Genomic DNA, 19,979 nt, shown 5'->3' on the forward strand with positions numbered 1-19,979 from the left:
GAGATTGGGTGGTCTTCGCCGTGAGTCTGCTTTTGTACCCGCTGGCGGGGCTGGCCGTTCTCGCCTTGCCGGGACTTCTGGTGCAGTTCGCCGCGGGCATCCGGGACAAACTGTGGCTGGCCGCGCTGACCGCCCCGGTCAGCGTCGGCGTCTACGGCCTCGCCGGCCTCGCGTCCGGCATTCCGGGGCTGTCCTTCGGGATTCCGCTCGCGCTCGCGGTGACCTTGCTGCTGTCCGCGATCGTCTTCGGCATCGCCTGGTTCCGCCGCGGCCGCGGCGAACCGGCGCCGGTCGAGCAGCCGGACACCTCGCTGCTGCCCGCGCTGACCGGGCGCTGGCTGCTGGCGGCCAAGATCGGCGCCGCGGTCCTGGTGCTCGGCGGCATCGCGCTCGCGCTGCAGCAATGGCACGGCGGCCTCGGTTCCTGGGACACCTATCCGCAGGAACACGACACGATCATCCACATGGTGCTGGTGGCCTACATCAGCGACACCGGCCGGGCCGCGCCGTGGGACCTCCTGCCGATCGACGTGCTCACCGGGCAGCCGGTGTCGTTCTACCCGTCCGGGCTGCCGTTGCCCGCCGCGCTGTCGGGCGAGCTGACCGGCGGGCCGATCACCGGCTTCAACGTGATGAACGCCCTGATCACCGGGCCGGTGTTCGTGCTCGGCTCGGCGGCGCTCGCGGCCGCGGTGTTCCGCAGGCTGCGCGCCGGATCGGGCTGGACCGCCCTCGCCGGCGGGGCGGCCGCGCTGGTCGCGGCCGGGCTGTACCGGCCGGGCGTGCAGCTCCTGCACGACGGCGGGATCGCGCCGAACGCGGCCGCGATGAGCATGGCTCCGGGCGTGATCGCGGCGCTGATCAGCGTGGGCGGGCACCGCGGATGGGGTCCGGGTTCGCGCTGGCTGCGGGCCGTCGTGCTGGGCATCGGGGTGGCCGGGGTGTTCTCGGTCCACCCGAGCGTGGCCGCGACCGTCGGCCTCAGCGTCGTGGTGTTCTGGATCGTCGAGGCGTGCACGAAGCGGGGACGCCAGATCCTGCGCGGGCAATGGCCGGTGCTGCTGGCCGCGGGGGTGGTGGCCGCGCTCGCGTCGGCGACCACTCTGCTCGGTTCGGCGAGCCAGGCCACCCGCACCGGGACCTGGTCGCCGGACATCCCGCCCGGCCGGTTCGGCGACGCGCTGTCGACCAACCTGAAGCTCACGTATGGCGGGTACTTCGATCCGCACGGCATCTTCTCCCAGCTCAGCGCGGGCGTGCTCGCTCTGGCCGGGGTGCTGGTCGTCCTGGTGCTGCGCCGCGCCTGGGGCGTCGCCGCGATGTGGCTGTTCTGGCTGGCGATCGTCGTCGATTTCAAGGTGCACCCGTGGTCGGGCATCGGCTCGATGGTCGGATCGCCGTTCTACAAATCGTATGTGCGCATTCAGTCGCACATTTCCCTGTTCATTCCGGTGCTGGCGGCTATCGCGGTCGTATTCGTGACGGCCGGAATCATTCGCTTGGCCGGGAAACCGAAGAACGCGGCGGTGTTCGGTTGCGCCCGCCGATTCGCCGGTCCGATTTCCGTCGCATTGCTCGCCGCGGTGCTGGCCGGATACGTCTTCTACGCCGCGGTTCCCTACGAACACCGCAACGCCGAGGTGATCGCGAGCCGCTACGCGAAGCCGGAGTTCACCAGGGTCAACGACGACGACAAACGAGCGGCGAAATTCGTCGAGGAGCACATCAAGCCCGGCGAGCGGCTGATGAACAGCGCCAACGACGGCTCGACCTACGCTTATGTCGAGGACCGGGTGCCGGTGGTCAACGTGGTCACGCTCGGCTCGGCGCTGGAACCGGTGACGTATGAGCTGCTGCGCTCGTTCCGCGACTATCCGACCGACCCGAACATCCGGAAAACCGTGTTGTCGCTGAACATCGGCTACGTCTACGTCGACAGCAAAGCTCCCACCATGGGCGCCGGACCGGGTTCGCCGAACAGCTGGTACACCGCGCCGACGTTCGAGCTGGCGCCGGGACTGCAGAACCTGGACGGCCTGCCCGGCCTGTCGGTGGCCTTCCAGTCGGGCACGGTGACGGTGTACAAGCTGGACCGCTCCGTGCTCGCCGCGATGCCGAATTGACCGAGCGCGGAGGCGAGCCGCCGGTTCCGCGGCGGGCGGGCGTTTCACCCTCGTGCCGTTCGGCCGCTGACGCGACCGGCGTTTCCGGATACGGTCGGTGCCATGGCTAAGGGCGAGGCCGTCGAGCTCGAGGTGGGGGACCGGACGGTCCGGGTGTCCAACCCGGACCGGGTGTACTTCCCGGCGCGCGGCGAGACGAAGCTCGATCTCGTCCGCTACTACCTTTCGGTCGGCGACGGGATCGTGCGCGCGCTGCGGGAACGGCCGTGCATGCTGCACCGTTTCCCGTCCGGGGTGACCGGCGAGAAGGTGCACCAGAAGCGGGTGCCGAACGGCGCGCCGCCGTGGCTGGAGACGGTGCGGGTGCAGTTCCCCCGCTACCAGCGGCACGCCGACGAGCTGTGCGTGACCGAGCTGGCGCACGTCGCGTGGGCGGTGCAGATGTCCACAGTGGAGTTTCATCCCTGGAATTCCCGGCGCGCGGACACCGAACGGCCCGACGAATGGCGGATCGACCTCGACCCGATGCCCGAATGCGGGTTCGGCACGGTGCGCCGGGTCGCGCACGTCGCCGAGGAGATCCTGGACGAGCTGGGCATCCGCGGCTGGCCGAAGACGTCCGGCGGCAGCGGGATGCACATCTACGTGCGGATCGAGCCGCGCTGGGGGTTCGCCGACGTCCGCCGGGCCGCGCTGGCGTTCGCGCGCGAGGTCGAGCGGCGGGCTCCGGACGAGGTCACCACCACCTGGTGGCGCAAGGACCGCGACCCGAAGAAGCTCTTCGTGGACTACAACCAGAACGCCCGCGACCACACGATCGCCAGCGCCTATTCGGTGCGCGGCGTGCCCGAGGCGCTGGTGTCCACGCCGATCCGCTGGGACGAGGTCGACGACGTCGACCCGCACGACTGCACGATCGCGACCGTGCCCGCGCGGTTCGCCGAACTCGGCGACCTGCACGCGGGGATCGACGACACGGCGTACTCGCTCGAGCCGTTGCTCGAGTGGGCCGACCGGGACGGGTTGGAGGCAGAGGACTCCTGAACGAAGTCAATCGGGCGCCTGGCGTCATGGGGGAACCTTCCGTCCGTCTCCCCGGGGACGGAGCGGAGGATGCCACGATGGACGGTGCTGGGCAGAACGATCCGCTTGCCGTGCTGTACCGGCTGCACCACCAGCTGCGCGTGCTGTCGCCGGTGCTCACCGTCGCGCCCGGACGGCCGGAGACGAAGGCCATGCTCGACGGCCTCGCCGAGACCGTTGCCGAGGCCGCTGGCCTGCTCGCGACCGCGGAACCGGCCGCGCTGGCCGCGTTGCGGCAGGGATTCGAGCATGCCCGGGCCGGGCGGGGGAACGAGGCGACGTCGGAGCTGATCACCGCGTACGGACGGCTGTCGGTGCTGCTGCGGAAAGACACGCCGCGCCGGGACGCCGCGGACGAGCCGACGGTCCGGTGGCGTTCGAAGTTTTGACCCGCGCGGTGCGAGGCATGCCAGGATGGCGGGCGAAAGCCGGCTGAGCCCGGGCGGTGCGGCAGCGGGAGGACCACGTGGCCGAGCAGATCCTCGTCACCGGCGGAAGCGGGCAACTGGGCCGGGCGGTCGTGGAGCGGCTGCGGGCCGCGGAGGTTCCGGTTCGGGCGTTGAGCAGGCGGAGGCGGTCCAGCGAAGGCGTCCAGTGGACGGCCGGCGACCTGCGTACCGGACGGGGCATCGACGTCGCGGTCGCCGGGGTCGGCACGGTGCTGCATTGCGCGACGGACTACCGGCGGGAGGTCGAGACGGTCCGCACGCTCGTCGAGGCCGCGCGGTGGAGCGGGCAGGCGCCGCATCTGGTGTACGTCTCGATCGTCGGCGCGGACAAGCTCCCGCTCGGGTACTACCAGGCGAAACTGGCCGCCGAGAAGCTGATCGCCGGTTCCGGGATGCCGCACACGATCCTGCGGGCGACGCAGTTCCACTCGCTGGTGCGGACGATCCTCGCCGGCGCCGCGCGGCTGCCGGTGGTGCCGGTGCCGAAGTTCCGCTTCCAGCCCGTTGACGTGCGCGATGTCGCGGCTCGGCTCGTCGGGCTGGCTCAAGGCGAACCGCGGGGGCGGGTCGCGGACTTCGGCGGACCGCAGGTGCGGACGACGGCTGATCTGGCGCGTGCCCTGCTCGCCGCGTCCGGGAAGGACAAACGGCTCGTTCCGGTGCCGGCGCCGGGGCGGATCGCCCGGGGTTACGCGGCCGGTGCGAACCTGGCGCCGGAGCACGCGGACGGCGTGGTGACCTTCGAGCAGTATCTGGCGGAGCGGGGCAAGCCGACGGCGCTGCGGTACCGCTAGCCGGCGGCCCGGCGGCGGACGGTGCGCTCCAGGATGCCGAGGGTCGCCTTGAGGGCGGATTCGGGGACGATCGGGAAGGTCAGCCGTTCCTTCCACTCCTCGCTGAGTTCGGACCAGTCGTAGTAGGACGTGACGCGGGTGCCGTCCTCGGCGGGCTCCAGCCGGTAGCCGTAGACGTGGCGGACGTGCGGGCGGAGGCTGCCTTCGACGGTCCAGGCGATTTCCTCGTCCGGGACCAGTTTCGTGATGACGACCTCGACGTCGTACTTGCCGAGCGGCCGGTCGCCGAGCGCTTCCCGGTCCATGTGGACCACGAACCGGTCGCCGGCCTGGGCGACCGGTTCGCCTTCGGCGGCCATGAGCATGCCGGACGCGTCGATGTCGACGTGGCCCTGCGGGTCGGTGAGGACCGCGAAGACGGCGCTGGCGGGGGCGGGGATGATCCGGGAAACCTCGATACGTTCGTTCACATCATCGACCATATCAGAAATAATCGATGATTAGCTCGGGGTCGCCGGTCAGCTCTGGACGAAGAAGTGCCAGCCGACCCACCACCAGGCCAGCACGAGCGCGATCAGGGTGGACCGCTTGCGCATCAGCGCGGAGAGGACGCGGGTCAACGGCGGGATTCTCTTCGGGAACAAGTGGCTGCCCAGCCACAGCAGCAGGGCGGCGGCCACGATCGCGCCGAAGCCGATTTCGGTGATCAGCCTGCTGTTCACGCCGTTCTCCTCGCGGTGGCGGCGGCGCGCAGCATCGCCAGCCCGGCGGCGACCCAGACGCCGAGCGCGAGAGCCTGCACGACGCGGTTGCCGAGCATCGGGTCGACGAGGTCGCTCATCGTCGGATGCGTCAGGGAGAGCCCGCCCGCGGCTTGCTCGTAGATGAAGGAGACGAGTTCCCAGAGGCACCAGGAGATCGCCAGCGCGACCCACAGCCAGCCGCGGCGCGGGACGGGGCGCGGCGGGAGCGAGGGGTCCCGCCACTCCGCGATGAGCGCACCGATGCCGATCGCGGTGACGGCCAGGAACATCGGCACGGTTTGGCGGCCGAAGACCAGGGCTACGAGGGCGACGGCGACGATCAGCGAAGTGCCGGGCAGGCGGACGGCGGGGAACAGGGGGTCGGCGGGGGTGCTGTGGCGTTCGGTGAAAAGCAGCAGGATGGCGGAGGCGAAGAAGATCACGCCGTCGGCGGGAGCGCCGCGGATCCAGTGGGCGAGGGAGGCGATGAGGAGGGCAGCGATCGGGAGATCGACGGCCAGGCGGGGCGCTGGGTAGTCCGCCGCGTGCCGCTCGGGTAGTGCCATGCGACGCCCCCGTTCCGTGCCGGTCCTGCTTGGAGGACAACACGAAAGGGGGCCGTGGGCTTCCCGGCCGGGCGATCTTTTCGGGTCGTGCGCGGCGATGCCGGTTCTAACCGGCATGAACACGCACGACCCTCAGTCAGATCCGCCGGGCCTCCGCAGCGCTGACCGGTGGGCTGGCGGGAAGGCCGTGCAGCACCGTCGCGAGGATTTCTGCGCCGCGGACCACCCGGGGGCCGGGGCGGTTGAAGTAGGACGGGCCGTCGAGGAGCCACACCCGGTCGTTCCGGACCGCGGGAAGGTCTTTCCAGCCGGGCAGCGAGGCGAGGACGTCCAGTTCGCTCTCGGTCCGGTCCGGGGAGAAGCCGCAGGGGAGGACGAGCAGGACGTCCGGGCGGGCGGCGGCCACGGCGTCCCAGGTCATCGGTTTCGTGTGCGCGCCCGGTTCCGCGAGCAACGGGATGCCGCCCGCGGCGGAGATCTGCTCGGGCACCCAGTGCCCGGCCGGCCAGAGCGGGTCGAGCCATTCCAGCGCGACCACCCGGGGCGTCGGCAGTCCCGCGACCTGATGCCGGACCGCGGCGAGCCGGGAGCGGAGTTCGGTCGTCCGGGCAGCGGCGATGTCTGGCACTCCCAGTGCGTCGCCGAGGGTGGTCAGGCAGTCGAGGACCTCGTCCAGGGTGCGCGGTTCCAGGCTGAGGACGCGCGGTCCGGCGTCGAGCATCCGCACTGCCGCGGCGACGCGGGTGTAGGACACCGCGCAGACCTCGCACAGGTCTTGCGTGAGCACAAGGTCCGGCGCGAGGGCGGCCAGCTGGTTGACGTCGACCGAGTAGAGCGACGAACCCTGGTGGGACGAGCCGACGGCGGTGGAGATTTCGCGGCTGGTCAGGGTGTCGGAATCGAGGTCGGCGGCGGTCACCACCGGCACCGACGCGATCTCGGCCGGCCAGTCGCATTCGTGGGTGCGGCCGACGAGGTCGCTCGCCTTCCCGAGGATGGCGACGAGGTCGGTGGCGGCGGGCAGCAGGGAGACGATCCGCATCTCCCCACGGTAGGTCAGGCGGCCTCGTGCAGCGCCCGCAGCAGCGACGACGCCCGGTGGTCGACGTCCTCGGCCTGGAGCTCGTTCGTCACGAAGGAGAACGACAACCCCCGGGTCGGCCACGCGCCGTGGCGGCCGCCGCCGGCGCCGGAGTGGCCGAAGGCGGCGGGGTCGGCGTCGGCGGGGCCGTAGGTGCCGATCGGATCGGCCAGTTCGAAGCCGAGGCCGAAGCGCAGCGGGCGGTCGTTGATCGCGTCGACGCCTTCGGACCAGGTGCGGGTGGCTTGGGCGAGAACGTCGTCGGGGACGAGTTCGCCGGAGCGCAGCAGGTCGTAGAGGCGGGCCATCGCGGTTGCGGTGCCGACTGCGCCGCCCGCCGCCAGCGTCGCGCCGCGGTACTCCGGCGAGTTCATCGAGTCGCCGGAGTCGAGCAGGCCGCGGTACATCCGTTCGACGATCCGGCGGCGTTCCTCGTCCTGGAGGAACGTGCTGATCCGGTACCCGGGCGCGCGCCGCAGGGTGGCGACCGGGACCGTCGGCGGGGTGCCGAGCCGCAGGTCGAGGCTGTGCGGCTCGGCGAGTTGGCCGCGGATGAGCGTGCCCAGGTCCGCGCCGGTGACGCGCCGGGCCAGTTCGGTGGCGAGGTAGCCGTAGGTGAGCGCGTGATACGCGACCTTCGTGCCGGGAGTCCACAATGGACGCTGGGCGGCGAGGGCCTCGGCGTTCGCCGCGTTGTCCAGCATGGGCAGGTCGGGCTCGACGTAGGGCAGGCCGACGGTGTGCGAGAGGACCTGCGAGACCGGCACGTCCTCCTTGGCCGCCGCGGCGAACTCCGGCCAGTAGCGGGCGACGCGTTCGTCCGGGTCGAGCTTCCCCTGCGCGGTCAGCATCGCCAGGACGGTCGCGACCACGCCCTTGGTGCCGCTGAACAACACGGCACGGGTGTCCTCGGTCCACGGCACGCCGTCCGCCGCCGAGCCGCCCCACAGCTCCACCACCGGGGCGCCGTCGCGGAACACGCTGAACGCGGCTCCGCCGTGGGTCGCCTCGATGAGGTCCCCGAACGCTTCCCGGACGCTCTCGTAACCGGGCTTTACCGCACCGTTGACAGTCATCCGGCTCCTCACAGCCTCGGCGTCGTAGCGAGAAGTTCGCTGGTGTACTCGTGCGACGGGGAGTTCAGCACCGCTTCGACGGCGCCTTCCTCGACGATCTCGCCGCCGCGCAGGACCGCGATCCGGTCCGCCACCTCCGGGGCGAGGGCGATGTTGTGCGTCACGAACAGCATCGCCATGCCGAGTTCCCGGCGCAGTTCGCCGAGCAGTTCGACGATGGTGGCCTGCACGGACACGTCCAACGCTGAAGTGACCTCGTCGCACACCAGCACGTCCGGCGTGGTGACGAGCGCGCGGGCGATCGCGGCGCGTTGCCGTTCGCCGCCGCTGAGCTGGTCCGGCAGGCGGTTCGCGAGGTCTTGCCGCAGCCGGACCCGGTCCAGGGTCTCGGCGACGCGCTTCCGGCGCTCGGTGCGGGAGAGGGACGTCAAGCGCACCAACGGGACCTCGATCGACTGCGCGATCGTCTTGCGCGGGTTCAGCGACGAGAACGGGCTCTGGAAGACGTACTGGATCCGCCGCAGTTCGTCGGTGCTGCGCTGCCGGGCCGCCGGAGCCAGCGGGGTTCCTTCGAGTGCGACGGTGCCGGTGAAACCGCGATTGAGCCCAGCGATGCACTGCGACAGCGTGGTTTTGCCGGAACCGGACTCACCGAGCAGCAGCACGCTTTCGCCGCGCGTCACGGCGAGGTCGATGCCGCGCAACACCTTCTGCTGTCCGTAGGACACCCGGATGTCGCGGGCGGCCAGTACCGCGTCGTCCGGCGGGGGCGCAGCGCCCGGCTCCGCACCGAGGTCGGGCACCGCAGCGAGGAGCCGCTTCGTGTATGCGTGCTTCGGCCGCCGCAACACGTCATCAGCTTCGCCGCATTCGACCAGATCTCCCTGGTACATCACGGCAACCCGGTCCGCGAGCTGTGCCACGACGGCGAGGTCGTGCGTGATGTAGAGGGCCGCGACACCGTGCTCGGATGTCAGCTGCCGGACCGTTTCCAGGACCAGAGCTTGCGTCTTCACATCGAGGCCGGTGGTCGGCTCGTCCAGCACCACGACGCTCGGGCGGCAGGCGAAAGCCATCGCGATCCCGACCCGCTGCTGCTGCCCGCCGGACAGCTGATGCGGGTATCGCCGCTGGTAGGCCTCGTCGGACGGCAATCCGACCTCGGCGAGCACCTCGGCCACGCGCTCGTCCGCCGCACCCGCGTAACCGTGCGTTTCCAGCACCTCGGCGATCTGCCGGCCGACCCGCAACGCCGGGTTCAGCGACAACGCCGGGTCCTGCGGGATGTACGCGACGGCGTTGCCCCGCAGCTGGCGGCGTGCGGCGTCGTCGAGCGTCAGGACGTCGACCGGTTCGCCGTCGCGCGGACGCAGCACCACCTTGCCGCCGCCGGACGCCAGCCCGCGGCGGAAATGGCCGAGCGCGGCCAGTCCGGCGGTCGTCTTGCCGGAGCCGGATTCCCCGACGAGCGCGAGGACCTCGCCGGGAGCGATCTCGTAGGACACCGAATGCAGCACCGGGCAGCCCGCCGTCGTGCGCACGGCCAGCCCGGTCACCTCCAGCGCTTTCGTCATGCGCGAACCTCCCGGGTCCGCCCGGCCGCGGCCGAGGCGAGCGAGTCGGCGACGAGGTTCGTGCCGACGGCCAGCACCGCGATCGCGGCCACCGGGAGCAGCACGCCCCACGGCTGCACGACGAGCGCAATCCGGTTCTCGTTGATCATCAGGCCCCAGTCCGCGGCGGGCGGCTGGATGCCGAGCCCGAGGAACGACAGCGAGGCGATGTATCCGATCGAATACGTCAGCCGCAGTCCCAGCTCCACCATCAGCGGGCCGGTGATGTTCGGCAGGATCTCGCGCAGCAGGATCCGGCTGCGCGGCACGGCGTACATCTCGGCCGCGCGGATGTAGTCGTGGTTGCGCACCGAAACCGTCGCCTGCCGGGCGACCCGCGCGGTCCGCGGCGCGTGCGTCAGGCCGATGACCAGCACCAGGAGCCAGCCCTTCGGGCCGATCACCGCGATCGCCAGCAGCGCGATGACCAGCTGCGGGAACGACAGCAGGACGTCGTTGCCGCGCATCAGCAGGCTGTCCAGCCAGCCGCCGCCGTACCCGGCGATCATGCCGAGCAGCGCGCCGAGCACGATGCCGAGCGCGGTGGCGAGGACGGCGTACAGCAGCAGCGTCGTGCCGCCCGCCAGGAAGCGGGTGAGGACGTCGCGGCCGAGACCGTCGGTGCCCATCAGACCGTCCGGTTTGAACGGCTTTCCGGCGAAGTCCGTCGTGGTGTGCCCGGTGATGACCGGCCCCAGCCACGGGCCGAGCAGAGCCACGAGAATCACGACTCCGGCCAGCACGGTGCCGACCTTGGCCTGCGGGAACGCCCAAGCGGTGCGGATCAGCCCGGCCGCGCGCGCCGGTGTCTCCGGGACGGCGGGCACCACCTGTTCTTCTTCGACCGCGGTCATCGCACTGCCTCCGTCCGGAGCTTGGGATCGGCGAGGATGCCGATCACGTCGGCCAGCAGGTTCACCACGATGTAGACCGCGGCGATCAGCAGCGTCACCGCCTGGACGACCGCGACGTCGCGTTTGCCGACCGCGTCGATCAGCGCTTGGCCGATGCCGGGGTAGCGGAACAGGAATTCGACCACCACGACGCCGCCGGCCAGCCACGCGAGCTGGATCGCGACGACTTGCGCGACCGGTCCGACCGCGTGCGGCAGGGCGTGCCGCAGCAGCACCGTCCGCTCGCGCATTCCCTTGAGCCGCGCCATTTCCACGTACCCGGAGTCGAGGACTTCGCTCATCGTCGCGCGCATCATCCGCGTGATATACGGCGTCACGACGAGCACCAGCGTGAGCACCGGCAACACGAGCTGACTCGGTTGTGCCCATACCGCTTCGCCTGGTGGCGTGAGGGTGACGGAAGGCAGGACGCGGAACACCGTCGTCGCGAAGAGAACGATCAGCGCCACGCCGATCACGAACTCCGGCAGCGCGGCGATCACCAGGCTGATGCCGGACACGACCTGGTCGCTGGCGCGGCCACGGCGCATCGCGGTCCAGGTGCCGAACGCGAGCCCGAGCGGGGTGGCGATCACCGCGGCGAGCACGAGCAGCACGAGCGAGGCCGACACCCGGTCCGCCAGCAGCGTCGTGACCGGGCCCTGGGTCGAGGTCGACGTGCCGAGGTCACCGGTGAACAGGCCGCCCAGCCACGAGAGATAGCGCTGCCAGACCGGTTCGTCGAGGTGCAGCTGGTGCTGCAGCGCGGCGATCCGCTCCGGAGTCGCCTGCTGGCCGAGGATCGCCCGCGCCGGATCGCCCGGCAGCAGCAGCGTCGCGACGAACACGAGCAGGGTGACCAGCCACAGCACCACGAGGCTCACGAGCAGCCGTTTGAGGATCAGCCGGGTCATGCCGCGCCTCCTTCCGCCGTGCCGAGCCAGACCTGGCGGAACTGGTAGCCCGACAGCGAGATCCCGGTCCGGTCCGGCACGAATCCGGCCACGTAGGACTGGTAGGCGTCGACCTGGTCGACGAACCCCCAGACGATCAGCCCGCCGCGTTCGTATTCGATTTGCTGCGCCCGGTGCAGCAGCTCCGTGCGCGCCTTCGGGTCCACCGTGGCGCTCGCCCGCGTGACAAGATCGGTGAATTCCGGGTCGTTCCAATGGGTTTCGTTGTACGGCGCTTTCGGCAGCGCGCCGGACGCGACCTGCGGCAGGTAGTTGCGCGTGTACCAGAAGTCCTGCGCGAAATCCCAGGACAGGTAGTTCTCGCCGTAGAACGTGGTGGTGTCGATCTTCCGGATCCGCACGTTCACGCCGGCCGCCTTGGCCTGCTGCTGGAACACCTGCGCGGCCTCGACCGCACCGGCCTGGATCGGCGCGGTGACCAGTTCGATGTCGAGATTCGGCTTGCCCGCCTCGGCGAGCAGCCGTTTCGCCTCGGCGATGTTCTGCTTCCGCTGCGGCAGCTGCCGGTTGTACGCCGGGTCGAAGGGCGCGTACAGGTCGTTGCCGACCCGGCCCTGCCCGCTGAGCACCTGGTTGATCATCTGCTCGCGGTCGACCACCAGGCGCAGTGCCTGGCGCACCCGGACATCGTCGAACGGCGGCCGGTCGACGCGCATGGTGAACGGCAGCCAGGTCCCGGTTTCCGACCGCAGCACCTGGATCCGCGGATCGCTGCGGAGCACGTCCACGAGCGCGACCGGGACCTGGTCGATCGCGTCCACCTGGGACGAGAGGAGGGCGTTGATCCGGGCGTCGTCGTCGGCGAAGTTGATGAGCGACAGCCGGTCCAGGTACGGCTGGCCCGGCCGCCAGTAGTGCTCGTTGCGCACGAAGGTGCTCTGCAGCCCGGCGGTGAACGTGTCGGCTTTGAACGGGCCGGTGCCGATCGGGCGCTTGACGTCGAAATCGGCCGGGACGATGCCGAGGCTGTACTGCCCGAGCAGGTCGTCGAAGCCGGAATTCGGGGAGGTGAGGCGGAATTCGACGGTCCGGTCGCCGGTGGCGGCGACCTCGCCGAGCATGGTCAGCCCGGCCGCGCCGCTCTTCGGGTCCTTCGGGTCGGTGATCCGGCGGAAGGTCGCGACGACGTCGGCCGGGGTCACCGGGCGGCCGTCGTGGAAGCGGATGCCCGACCGGAGCACGGCGGTCCAGGTGCGCGCGTCCGGCGAGGATTTCAGCGATTCGGCCACCAGCATCCGCAGCCGGTAGTCGTGATCGCGCAGCAGGAGCGGTTCGTAGAGGTTGAGCACCCGGGCGATGTCCGGGTTCGTCGCGGGGATGTGCGGGTCGAGGGTGTCCGACGCGCCTCCGCCGGTGACTCCGACGCGGAGGGTGCCGCCTCGTTTGGGCGGCCCGGAGGGCACGGCCGCGGCGACAGTGGAGCCGCAGGCGGCCAGCAGGGGCGCGGTGCCGGCGAGCGCGGCGCCGGCGAGCGCGGTGGTGAGGAATCGGCGGCGGGAAACGTTGGTCGGTTTACATCGGGCTTCCATGGGTGACTTTCGAGCGGGTCTCGTGAGTGGCAATCCCGGTTAGAACCGCGATTGCCACTCACGAGACGGTGGGGGGAGGGGATCAGGCGATGGCGCGTCCCGCGTAGTCCGGGACCGGGGCGAGGTGCGTGTCGAGCGCGGTGGCCACCTCGGTGGGGAACGGCGTCGCGCGGCCCCCGGAAACGTGCAGGCACATCAGCTCTTCGGTCGCGACGAGCTCGCCGCCGACGCGCATTTCGTGGCACAGCCGCACCTTTTTCGCGCCGGCTGACAGCACGGAGGTCGTCACCTCGAGTTCGGCGTCCGCGCCGACTTCGCGCAGGTACCGGACGTGAGCCTCCACTGTGTACAGCGACGCCCCGGTTCTCTCCCGGTAGCCGGGACCGAGGCCGACGATGTCCATCAGCGCGGTGGTCGCGTCCCCGAAGACGAGCACGTAGTACGGCTCGGAGAGATGGCCGTTGTAGTCGATCCACTCTGGACGGACCCGGTCGCGGTACTCAGCCACGGCGGGCCTGCCCGACCGCGCGCTGGATCGCGATCACCGCCCGGTCGCGTTCGGCGACGAGGTCGGCGATCGTCCGTCCGTCCGCCTCGTCGTCGCAGCCGGCGACCACGGCGTCGCGCAGTTCCTTGGTGAGCTCCGGCGCTTCGAGCCGCGTCCACGGCGACTTCAGCGACGGTCCGAAGTGGTCCAGCATGTGCGCCATGCCGCCTTCGCCGCCCGCCAGATGGAACGTCAGCATCGGGCCCTGGACCGGCCAGCGCAGGCCCGGGCCGTCGGTGATCGCGAGGTCGATCTGCTCGACCGTCGCCTCGCCGTTCGCGACCATGTGCAGGGCTTCGCGCCACAGCGCTTCCTGGAGCCGGTTCGCGATGAAACCGGGCACCTCGCGGTCCATCGTGATCACGGACTTGCCGACGCGCCGGTAGAACGCGGCGGCCTGCTCGACCGCCCACAACGCGCTGAGCTTCCCGCCCGCGACCTCGACCAGCGGGATCAGGTACGGCGGGTTGAACGGGTGCCCGACCACGAGCCGTTCCGGCGTCTTCGCGGCGACCTGCATTTCGGTCATGCCGTAGCCGGAGGTGGAGGAGGCGATCACGACGTCCGGCGCGGTGACGGCGTCGATGTCGGCGAGCAGTTTCTGCTTGAGCGCCAGGTCTTCCGGCGCGCTTTCCTGCACGAAGCCCGCACCGTCGACGGCTTCCGCGAGCGTCGCGGCGACGGTGAGCCGGTCGCGGCTCGCACCGGGCTTGAGGCCCAGTTCGGTGAGGGCGGGCCAGGCCGCGTCGACGAGTCGTTCGAGCTTCTCGGCTGCGTCCGGCGCGGGGTCCCAGGCCCGGACGTCGAAGCCCTGGGCCAGGAAGTGCGCGACCCAGCCGCCGCCGATGACCCCGGCCCCGATGCAGGCGACAGTGTCCACAGTGGTCTCAGGCATGCACGCGCTCCTTGAGTCCCAGGATTTCGCGCGCCCGGTCCGGGGTGGCGATGTCCGCGCCGAGCTTCTGCACGATGTCCACCGCGCGCTCGACGAGCTGGCCGTTGGTGGCCTTGACGCCGCGCGCCAGGTAAAGGTTGTCCTCCAGCCCGACCCGGACGTGCCCGCCCAGCAGCACCGACTGCGCGACCCACGGCATCTGGTCGCGTCCGATGGCGAACGACGCCCACTGCGCGCCTTCCGGCAGCAGGTGCACCATCGCTTGCAGCAGCCCGGGGTCCGGCGGCGCGCCGTACGGGATGCCCATGCAGAGCTGAAACAGCGGCGGCGGGTCGATCAGGCCCTCCTCCACCATTTTCGTGGCGAACCAGAGGTTGCCGGTGTCGAAGATCTCCAGTTCGGGCTTCACGCCCAGCTCCTGGATGCGCTTCGCGCCGGTGCGCAGCATGTCCGGAGTGGACACATAGAGCTGGTTGCCCTCGCCGAAGTTCAGCGAACCGCAGTCGAGCGTGCAGATGTCCGGCAGCAGTTCTTCGACGTGCGGGAGCCGGTCGTGCGCGTTGACCAGGTCGGTGCCGTCGACCGGCTTGAGCGGGTCCTCGGCGTCGATGACCAGGTCGCCGCCCATGCCCGCGGTGAGGTTGACGACGACGTCCACACCGGACTCTTTGACCAGCCGCACCGCCTCGCGATACAGCGCGACGTCTCGCGACGGGGCTCCGGTTTCGGGCTCGCGCACGTGGATGTGCACCACGGCCGCGCCCGCGTGGGCGGCCTCGACGGCGCTCTCGGCGATCTGCGCCGGGCTGACCGGGACGTGCGGGCTCCGGCGGGTGGTGTCCCCCGCGCCGGTGAGCGCGCAGGTGACGATGACCTCGTGGTTCATCAGGCTCCTTGGACGATCGAGCGGTCGATGAAGTCGTGCAGGTGCGCGCGCATCGCGCCCACCGTGCTGCCGGGGCGCCCGGTCAGCACCTGGATGCCGAGGCCGTCGATCAGCGCGGTGAGCCGGGCGGTGGCGGCCTCGGGGTCGGCCAGGCGGAACACGCCCTGCTCCTGGCCGGTGCGGATGGTCATGAGAATGGTCTGGTACCAGCGGTCGTAGGAATCGGTGTAGAGCGAACGCAGCCGCGGGTCGAGCGCGACCTCGTTCCAGACCTGCAGCCACACCGACCATTCGGCGCGCAGCAGGCCCTCGGTCGGCAGCTGCAGTTCGACCAGTTTGAGCAGCCGGTCGTGCGCGCCGGGCACCGCGTGCAGCTCGGCGACCTGCCGGTCGAAAGCGAGCTTCACGTTGCGCCGCAACGCTTCGTCGAGGACTTCGGTTTTGGTGGGGAAGTGGTAGTGGATGGCCGCGGTGCTGGTGCCGCAGGCTTGCGCGATGTCGGCGATGCGCACCCGGTGATAGCCGCGTTCGGCGATGAGCCGCCAGGCGGTTTCGAGGATTCGCCGTCGTGGTTCGGAGTGGGCCAGGTCGTCCGGGTCGCTGGCGGTTCCCGCGGCGGGGGCGGGGACGGCGGTGACGGTTTTGGCGTCGTCGCTGCCGTTGAGCAGCCAGTTCACGGTGACGCCGGAGTATTCGGCCACGCGGACCAGTTCGTGCGGGGAGAAGCGGCGGGCGCCGTTGAGGGCCTTGGAGAGCTTGGTCTGGTCCAGGCCGATGGCGGCGGCGAATTCGCGTTGGGGGACGGGCATGGACTGGATCAGCTGGCGGACCCGTTCTCTCAGCCGGTCTGTTTCGTCCATGGGGTGGGACCGTAGTTGCGGGTTGCGAAAATCGCAACTCTTGGAGGCTTGGGGGTGTAACGGCATTTGATTTTCTTTTTGTGAAAGGGAGTTGCGATCTTGGGTTGACTGGCGGATCAGTCGGTGCGGGGGAGGGGCGGGTGCCTCGGCGGTTGAGTGCGTCGGCTGCGGTCCGGGTTGTCCGCTGGTGCTGCTCTGACGGCCCGGTGCTGGTTCCGCTCGCCGGGACGGCGGCGTCTCCTCGCCGCGGATGATAGGAATGGCCGGTGACCCAACCGAACTTGATCGACGCCGCCGCGGACGAGGCCGTCACGCTTACCAGCGAGCTGATCCGCATCGACACCACCAATACCGGCGACCCCGAAACCCTCGTGGGCGAGCGGGTCGCGGCCGAGTACGTCGCGGAGAAGCTGACTGACGCCGGGTACGAGATCACCTACGTCGAGTCCGGCGGCAAGGACCGGCACAACGTGATCGTGCGGCTGCCGGGGGCCGACCCCGGCCGCGGGGCGTTGCTGATTCACGGGCATCTCGACGTCGTGCCCGCCGATCCGGCCGAGTGGTCGGTGCACCCGTTCTCGGGGGCGGTCCAGGACGGGTACGTGTGGGGGCGCGGCGCGGTCGACATGAAGGACATGGTCGGCATGACGCTGGCGCTGGCCCGGCACTACAAGATCAACAATATCGTCCCGCCGCGCGACCTGGTGTTCTTGTTCGTCGCCGACGAGGAAGCGGGCGGCAAGTACGGGGCGCAGTGGCTGGTGGAGAACCGGCCCGAACTGTTCGAGGGGGTCACCGAGGCGATCAGCGAGGTCGGTGGGTTCTCGATCACGTTGAAGGACAACGTCCGCGCGTACGTGATCGAGACGGCCGAGAAAGGCATCCGCTGGATGAAGCTGCGCGTGCGCGGCACGGCGGGCCACGGGTCGATGATCCACCGCGACAACGCGGTCACCAAGTTGTCCGAAGCGGTGGCGAAACTGGGGCAGCACCAGTTCCCGTTGGTCCTGACCGATTCCGTGCGCGAGTTCCTCGCGGGAGTCACCGAGATCACCGGCTGGGATTTTCCCGAGGATGACATCGAAGGCGCGGTCGCGAAGCTGGGCAACATCTCGCGGATGATCGGCGCGACTCTGCGCGACACCGCGAACCCCACGATGCTCACCGCCGGTTACAAGTCGAACGTGATTCCTTCGGTGGCCGAGGCCGCGGTCGACTGCCGGATCCTGCCGGGGCGGCTCGAGGCGTTCGACCGCGAGCTGGACGAACTGCTCGGGCCGGACATCGAGAAGGAGTGGATGGAGCTGCCGCCGGTCGAGACGACGTTCGACGGGGCTCTCGTCGACGCCATGACCGCCGCCGTGCTCGCCGAGGACCCGGGCGCGCGCACGCTGCCCTACATGCTGTCCGGCGGCACCGACGCGAAGTCCTTCCAGCAGCTCGGCATCCGCAACTTTGGCTTCGCGCCGCTGAAACTGCCCGCCGACCTGGACTTCTCCGGGCTCTTCCACGGCGTGGACGAGCGCGTCCCGGTCGACGCGCTGAAGTTCGGCGTCCGCGTGCTGGACCGGTTCCTCCGCTCGTCCTGATGTCCGGGTTCCGGCTGGCCGACGGCACGCCCCTGCACCTCGTGCGCAGGGGCGACCCGGCGGCGGCCGTGACCGTGGTGCTGCTGCACGGCTACGCCCTCGACCAGCGCAGCTGGGGCCGCATCGCCCCGGTGCTGCCGGACGCGGTCGAGCATCCGCTCGCGGTGGTCAGCTACGACCACCGCGGGCACGGCGAATCCGGCCGGGCCGCGCGCGGCGCCGCGACGATGGGGCGCCTCGCCGACGACCTCGCGGAGGTGATCGAGCGGGCCGTCCCGCGCGGGCGCGTCGTGCTCGTCGGCCACGACATGGGCGGGCTCGCCGTCATGTCGCTGACCCAGCGGCATCCGGTGCTGTTCGCCGAGCGCGTCGGCGGCCTGGTGCTGCTGTCGACGTCGTCCGGACGGCTGGCCACCGAGGCGTCCGCGGCCTGGCCCAACGCGCTCGGCAAGCTCGCGCAGGACCTCGAAATGGTGCTGGGCGCGAAGCTGTACGGCGTGTTCCGCGAGCACACCAGCCGCGCGGTGAGCGCCGGGCTGCGCTGGTGGCTGTTCGGCGACGATCCCGACCCGGACCTCGTCGAGCTGACCGTGAAGATGATCCGCGGCAACTGGCCGCAGACCGTCGCGCAGTTCCGGCCGGCGCTCGACGCCTACGCGCGTGAAGCAGCGTTGTCGCTGGCTGGAGACCTGCCGGTGACGGCGATCGTGGGGGAGCGGGACCGGATCGTCGCGCCCGCCGACGTCGAGCAGTTCGTGCGCGGGCTCGCCCAGGGATACGCCGTGGTGCTGCCCGGCGTCGGGCACGTCGTGCCGCTGGAGGCCGCGGCGCAGGTGGTGCCGCGGATCGCCGCGGTGGTGCACGAGGTCTACCGACAACAAAACCTGTCTTGACAATCTGAGTGTTCAGGCGCGACGATGGAACGCATGTTTCCCGTTGCGGTGATCGAGGACGCGGCCGCGGCCGAGGTGTCGCTGGATCCGGTCCGGGCCCGGCTGCTCGCCGAACTGGCCCAGCCCGCCTCGGCGACGATGCTGGCCGCCCGCGTCGACCTGCCGAGGCAGAAGGTCAACTACCACCTGCGCGCGCTGGAGAAGCACGGGCTCGTAGAGCTGGTCGAGGAACGGCGCAAGGGCAACGTCACGGAGCGGATGATGCGGGCGACCGCGGCGTCGTACGTGATCTCGCCGTCCGCGCTCGCGGCCGTGCAGCCCGACCCGGCGCAGTCGCCGGACCGGCTGTCCGCGCGCTGGCTGCTGGCGGTCGCCGGACGGCTGGTGCGCGACGTCGGAATCCTCATCACCGGTGCGGCGAAAGCGAAGAAGCGCGTCGCCACCTTCGCGCTCGACGGCGAGGTCCGGTTCGCTTCGGCGGCCGACCGGGCGGCGTTCGCGGAGGAACTGGCGACGGCGGTGACCACGCTGGTCGGGAAGTACCACGACGAGAAAGCCGAGAACGGCCGTGCGCACCGGGTGGTGCTGGCGGTGCATCCGAGCGTGCCGATGGGGGAGGAAGACCAGGATGGGTAAGGAATTCCGGGAGATCGACGTCGCCGAGGTCCCGGTCGAGCCGGAGGAGGTCTGGGCGGCGATCGCGACCGGGCCCGGCATCGACTCGTGGTTCATGGGCCGCAACGAGGTCGAAGGCGGGGCCGGCGGTGCGGTGCGCGGCGCGTTCGCGGCCTACGAGCCGACGCACGCGATCACCGCGTGGGACCCGCCGAACCGGCTGGCCTACGGCGGCGAACCGGAGCCGGACGGACGGCGGATCGCCTACGAATTCCTCGTCGAGGGTCGCGACGGCGGCAGTTCGGTCATCCGCTGCGTAACGAGCGGCTTCCTGCCCGGCGACGACTGGGCGGACGAGTTCGAGGCCATGCAGGCGGGCGGCGCGCTGTTCTTCCGCAACCTGGTGGAGTTCGTGCGGCACTTCCCGGGCCGGACGGCGAAACCGGTCACCGCGTTCGGGCCGGGAGTCGTCACGGACTGGCCCGCTTTGTGGGCTGCGCTGGCGAAAGCAGTGGGCGTCGAACAGGTGACCGCGGGCGCGAAAGTCCGGCTCGCCGGGGCCGACGGCGTGGTGTACGCGGTGAACGACCAGACCGTCGGGATCCGCACCGGCGAGGGGCTTTTCTGCTTCATGCAAGGCTTCCGCGGACCGCTGGTGGCGACGCACCACATCGTCGCGCCGGACGTCGACGCGGCGGCGGAGGAAGCCAAGTGGACGGAGTGGATGGCCGCGCTCGGCTGAGCCTTGTCGAAAACCGGGGCCGCCCGTT

At 70.6% G+C, this 19,979-nt stretch carries 21 protein-coding genes; 8 read left to right on the forward strand and 13 right to left on the reverse strand.

Features of this window, described 5'->3' with window-relative positions; all coding sequences use genetic code 11:
* The first annotated feature begins 20 nt into the window (after positions 1 to 20).
* From H4281_RS02250 to H4281_RS02265, 4 genes are all read left to right on the forward strand, one after another.
* Entirely contained in the window at positions 21 to 2,123 is a 2,103-nt protein-coding gene (locus tag H4281_RS02250) for a DUF6541 family protein (RefSeq protein WP_182889171.1), read from the forward strand.
* A gap of 102 nt (positions 2,124 to 2,225) precedes the next feature.
* Positions 2,226 to 3,167: a non-homologous end-joining DNA ligase gene (gene ligD / locus H4281_RS02255; RefSeq protein WP_182889172.1), complete on the forward strand. Its 942-nt coding sequence runs from the start codon at positions 2,226 to 2,228 to the stop codon at positions 3,165 to 3,167.
* Positions 3,168 to 3,244: 77 nt separating this feature from the next.
* Positions 3,245 to 3,595 carry a hypothetical protein gene (locus H4281_RS02260; protein ID WP_237599947.1) on the forward strand — a complete coding sequence of 117 codons (351 nt, stop codon included), beginning with the start codon at positions 3,245 to 3,247 and terminating at the stop codon, positions 3,593 to 3,595.
* A gap of 77 nt (positions 3,596 to 3,672) precedes the next feature.
* Positions 3,673 to 4,449 (forward strand): SDR family oxidoreductase, encoded by a 777-nt coding sequence (locus H4281_RS02265; RefSeq protein WP_182889174.1) that lies wholly within the window; start codon positions 3,673 to 3,675, stop codon positions 4,447 to 4,449.
* Here the strand turns inward: H4281_RS02265 and H4281_RS02270 are convergent.
* The 13 genes from H4281_RS02270 to H4281_RS02330 all read right to left on the reverse strand — a co-directional run bounded on the left by H4281_RS02270 (position 4,446) and on the right by H4281_RS02330 (position 16,112).
* Complete coding sequence (locus H4281_RS02270; protein WP_182889175.1) at positions 4,446 to 4,919, reverse strand: SRPBCC family protein; 474 nt, start codon at positions 4,917 to 4,919, stop codon at positions 4,446 to 4,448. The two genes, H4281_RS02265 and H4281_RS02270, sit on opposite strands and share 4 nt — an antisense overlap.
* A gap of 48 nt (positions 4,920 to 4,967) precedes the next feature.
* Positions 4,968 to 5,171 carry a DUF6186 family protein gene (locus H4281_RS02275; RefSeq protein ID WP_182889176.1) on the reverse strand — a complete coding sequence of 68 codons (204 nt, stop codon included), beginning with the start codon at positions 5,169 to 5,171 and terminating at the stop codon, positions 4,968 to 4,970.
* A complete protein-coding gene (locus tag H4281_RS02280) occupies positions 5,168 to 5,758 on the reverse strand; it encodes a hypothetical protein (protein ID WP_182889177.1) in 591 nt (196 codons plus the stop codon). The genes H4281_RS02275 and H4281_RS02280 overlap by 4 nt, the downstream gene beginning before the upstream one ends.
* Before the next feature lie 136 nt (positions 5,759 to 5,894).
* On the reverse strand, positions 5,895 to 6,800 hold the full coding sequence (locus H4281_RS02285; RefSeq protein ID WP_182889178.1) for a cobalamin-binding protein: 906 nt from the start codon (positions 6,798 to 6,800) through the stop codon (positions 5,895 to 5,897).
* A gap of 14 nt (positions 6,801 to 6,814) precedes the next feature.
* Positions 6,815 to 7,915 carry a serine hydrolase domain-containing protein gene (locus tag H4281_RS02290; protein WP_182889179.1) on the reverse strand — a complete coding sequence of 367 codons (1,101 nt, stop codon included), beginning with the start codon at positions 7,913 to 7,915 and terminating at the stop codon, positions 6,815 to 6,817.
* Positions 7,916 to 7,923: 8 nt separating this feature from the next.
* Complete coding sequence (locus tag H4281_RS02295; RefSeq protein WP_182889180.1) at positions 7,924 to 9,489, reverse strand: ATP-binding cassette domain-containing protein; 1,566 nt, start codon at positions 9,487 to 9,489, stop codon at positions 7,924 to 7,926.
* Complete coding sequence (locus tag H4281_RS02300) at positions 9,486 to 10,382, reverse strand: ABC transporter permease (protein ID WP_182889181.1); 897 nt, start codon at positions 10,380 to 10,382, stop codon at positions 9,486 to 9,488. Before H4281_RS02300 ends, H4281_RS02295 begins: the two co-directional genes overlap by 4 nt.
* Positions 10,379 to 11,335: an ABC transporter permease gene (locus tag H4281_RS02305; protein WP_037805897.1), complete on the reverse strand. Its 957-nt coding sequence runs from the start codon at positions 11,333 to 11,335 to the stop codon at positions 10,379 to 10,381. Before H4281_RS02305 ends, H4281_RS02300 begins: the two co-directional genes overlap by 4 nt.
* Positions 11,332 to 12,924 carry an ABC transporter substrate-binding protein gene (locus H4281_RS02310; RefSeq protein WP_182889182.1) on the reverse strand — a complete coding sequence of 531 codons (1,593 nt, stop codon included), beginning with the start codon at positions 12,922 to 12,924 and terminating at the stop codon, positions 11,332 to 11,334. Before H4281_RS02310 ends, H4281_RS02305 begins: the two co-directional genes overlap by 4 nt.
* 82 nt (positions 12,925 to 13,006) lie before the next feature.
* The gene (locus H4281_RS02315) at positions 13,007 to 13,432 is read right to left on the reverse strand and encodes a thioesterase family protein (RefSeq protein WP_182889183.1); all 426 of its coding nucleotides are present in this window, start codon (positions 13,430 to 13,432) and stop codon (positions 13,007 to 13,009) included.
* A complete protein-coding gene (locus tag H4281_RS02320) occupies positions 13,425 to 14,366 on the reverse strand; it encodes a 3-hydroxyacyl-CoA dehydrogenase NAD-binding domain-containing protein (protein WP_182889184.1) in 942 nt (313 codons plus the stop codon). Before H4281_RS02320 ends, H4281_RS02315 begins: the two co-directional genes overlap by 8 nt.
* Positions 14,359 to 15,252: a beta-keto acid cleavage family enzyme gene (locus H4281_RS02325; RefSeq protein WP_182889185.1), complete on the reverse strand. Its 894-nt coding sequence runs from the start codon at positions 15,250 to 15,252 to the stop codon at positions 14,359 to 14,361. Before H4281_RS02325 ends, H4281_RS02320 begins: the two co-directional genes overlap by 8 nt.
* Positions 15,252 to 16,112, reverse strand: a complete 861-nt coding sequence (locus tag H4281_RS02330) for a TetR/AcrR family transcriptional regulator (RefSeq protein WP_182889186.1) — start codon at positions 16,110 to 16,112, stop codon at positions 15,252 to 15,254. Before H4281_RS02330 ends, H4281_RS02325 begins: the two co-directional genes overlap by 1 nt.
* A 266-nt stretch (positions 16,113 to 16,378) precedes the next feature.
* Here H4281_RS02330 and H4281_RS02335 point away from each other — a divergent pair, with 266 nt between their 5' ends.
* Genes H4281_RS02335 through H4281_RS02350 form a run of 4 tightly spaced genes read left to right on the forward strand, consistent with a single transcriptional unit; the run spans position 16,379 to position 19,951 of the window.
* On the forward strand, positions 16,379 to 17,701 hold the full coding sequence (locus H4281_RS02335; RefSeq protein ID WP_182889187.1) for a M20/M25/M40 family metallo-hydrolase: 1,323 nt from the start codon (positions 16,379 to 16,381) through the stop codon (positions 17,699 to 17,701).
* On the forward strand, positions 17,701 to 18,594 hold the full coding sequence (locus tag H4281_RS02340; protein ID WP_182889188.1) for an alpha/beta fold hydrolase: 894 nt from the start codon (positions 17,701 to 17,703) through the stop codon (positions 18,592 to 18,594). Before H4281_RS02335 ends, H4281_RS02340 begins: the two co-directional genes overlap by 1 nt.
* 33 nt (positions 18,595 to 18,627) lie before the next feature.
* Positions 18,628 to 19,230, forward strand: coding sequence for an ArsR/SmtB family transcription factor (locus tag H4281_RS02345; RefSeq protein ID WP_182889189.1), 603 nt, complete (start codon positions 18,628 to 18,630; stop codon positions 19,228 to 19,230).
* Complete coding sequence (locus H4281_RS02350; protein WP_182889190.1) at positions 19,223 to 19,951, forward strand: SRPBCC family protein; 729 nt, start codon at positions 19,223 to 19,225, stop codon at positions 19,949 to 19,951. Before H4281_RS02345 ends, H4281_RS02350 begins: the two co-directional genes overlap by 8 nt.
* The last annotated feature ends 28 nt before the right edge of the window (positions 19,952 to 19,979 follow it).

The organism is Amycolatopsis dendrobii (assembly GCF_014145675.1).
In the GTDB taxonomy this organism is placed as follows: domain Bacteria; phylum Actinomycetota; class Actinomycetes; order Mycobacteriales; family Pseudonocardiaceae; genus Amycolatopsis; species Amycolatopsis dendrobii.

Bases quoted from the DNA above. Each gene is read 5' to 3' on its own strand.
- H4281_RS02295 (WP_182889180.1), bottom strand. From the start codon at position 9,489: ATGACGAAAGCGCTGGAGGTGACCGGGCTGGCCGTGCGCACGACGGCG.
- ligD (WP_182889172.1), top strand. From the start codon at position 2,226: ATGGCTAAGGGCGAGGCCGTCGAGCTCGAGGTGGGGGACCGGACGGTC.
- H4281_RS02330 (WP_182889186.1), bottom strand. From the start codon at position 16,112: ATGGACGAAACAGACCGGCTGAGAGAACGGGTCCGCCAGCTGATCCAG.
- H4281_RS02280 (WP_182889177.1), bottom strand. From the start codon at position 5,758: ATGGCACTACCCGAGCGGCACGCGGCGGACTACCCAGCGCCCCGCCTG.
- H4281_RS02290 (WP_182889179.1), bottom strand. From the start codon at position 7,915: ATGACTGTCAACGGTGCGGTAAAGCCCGGTTACGAGAGCGTCCGGGAA.
- H4281_RS02350 (WP_182889190.1), top strand. From the start codon at position 19,223: ATGGGTAAGGAATTCCGGGAGATCGACGTCGCCGAGGTCCCGGTCGAG.
- H4281_RS02305 (WP_037805897.1), bottom strand. From the start codon at position 11,335: ATGACCCGGCTGATCCTCAAACGGCTGCTCGTGAGCCTCGTGGTGCTG.
- H4281_RS02340 (WP_182889188.1), top strand. From the start codon at position 17,701: ATGTCCGGGTTCCGGCTGGCCGACGGCACGCCCCTGCACCTCGTGCGC.
- H4281_RS02345 (WP_182889189.1), top strand. From the start codon at position 18,628: ATGTTTCCCGTTGCGGTGATCGAGGACGCGGCCGCGGCCGAGGTGTCG.
- H4281_RS02300 (WP_182889181.1), bottom strand. From the start codon at position 10,382: ATGACCGCGGTCGAAGAAGAACAGGTGGTGCCCGCCGTCCCGGAGACA.
- H4281_RS02260 (WP_237599947.1), top strand. From the start codon at position 3,245: ATGGACGGTGCTGGGCAGAACGATCCGCTTGCCGTGCTGTACCGGCTG.
- H4281_RS02320 (WP_182889184.1), bottom strand. From the start codon at position 14,366: ATGCCTGAGACCACTGTGGACACTGTCGCCTGCATCGGGGCCGGGGTC.
- H4281_RS02310 (WP_182889182.1), bottom strand. From the start codon at position 12,924: ATGGAAGCCCGATGTAAACCGACCAACGTTTCCCGCCGCCGATTCCTC.
- H4281_RS02285 (WP_182889178.1), bottom strand. From the start codon at position 6,800: ATGCGGATCGTCTCCCTGCTGCCCGCCGCCACCGACCTCGTCGCCATC.
- H4281_RS02325 (WP_182889185.1), bottom strand. From the start codon at position 15,252: ATGAACCACGAGGTCATCGTCACCTGCGCGCTCACCGGCGCGGGGGAC.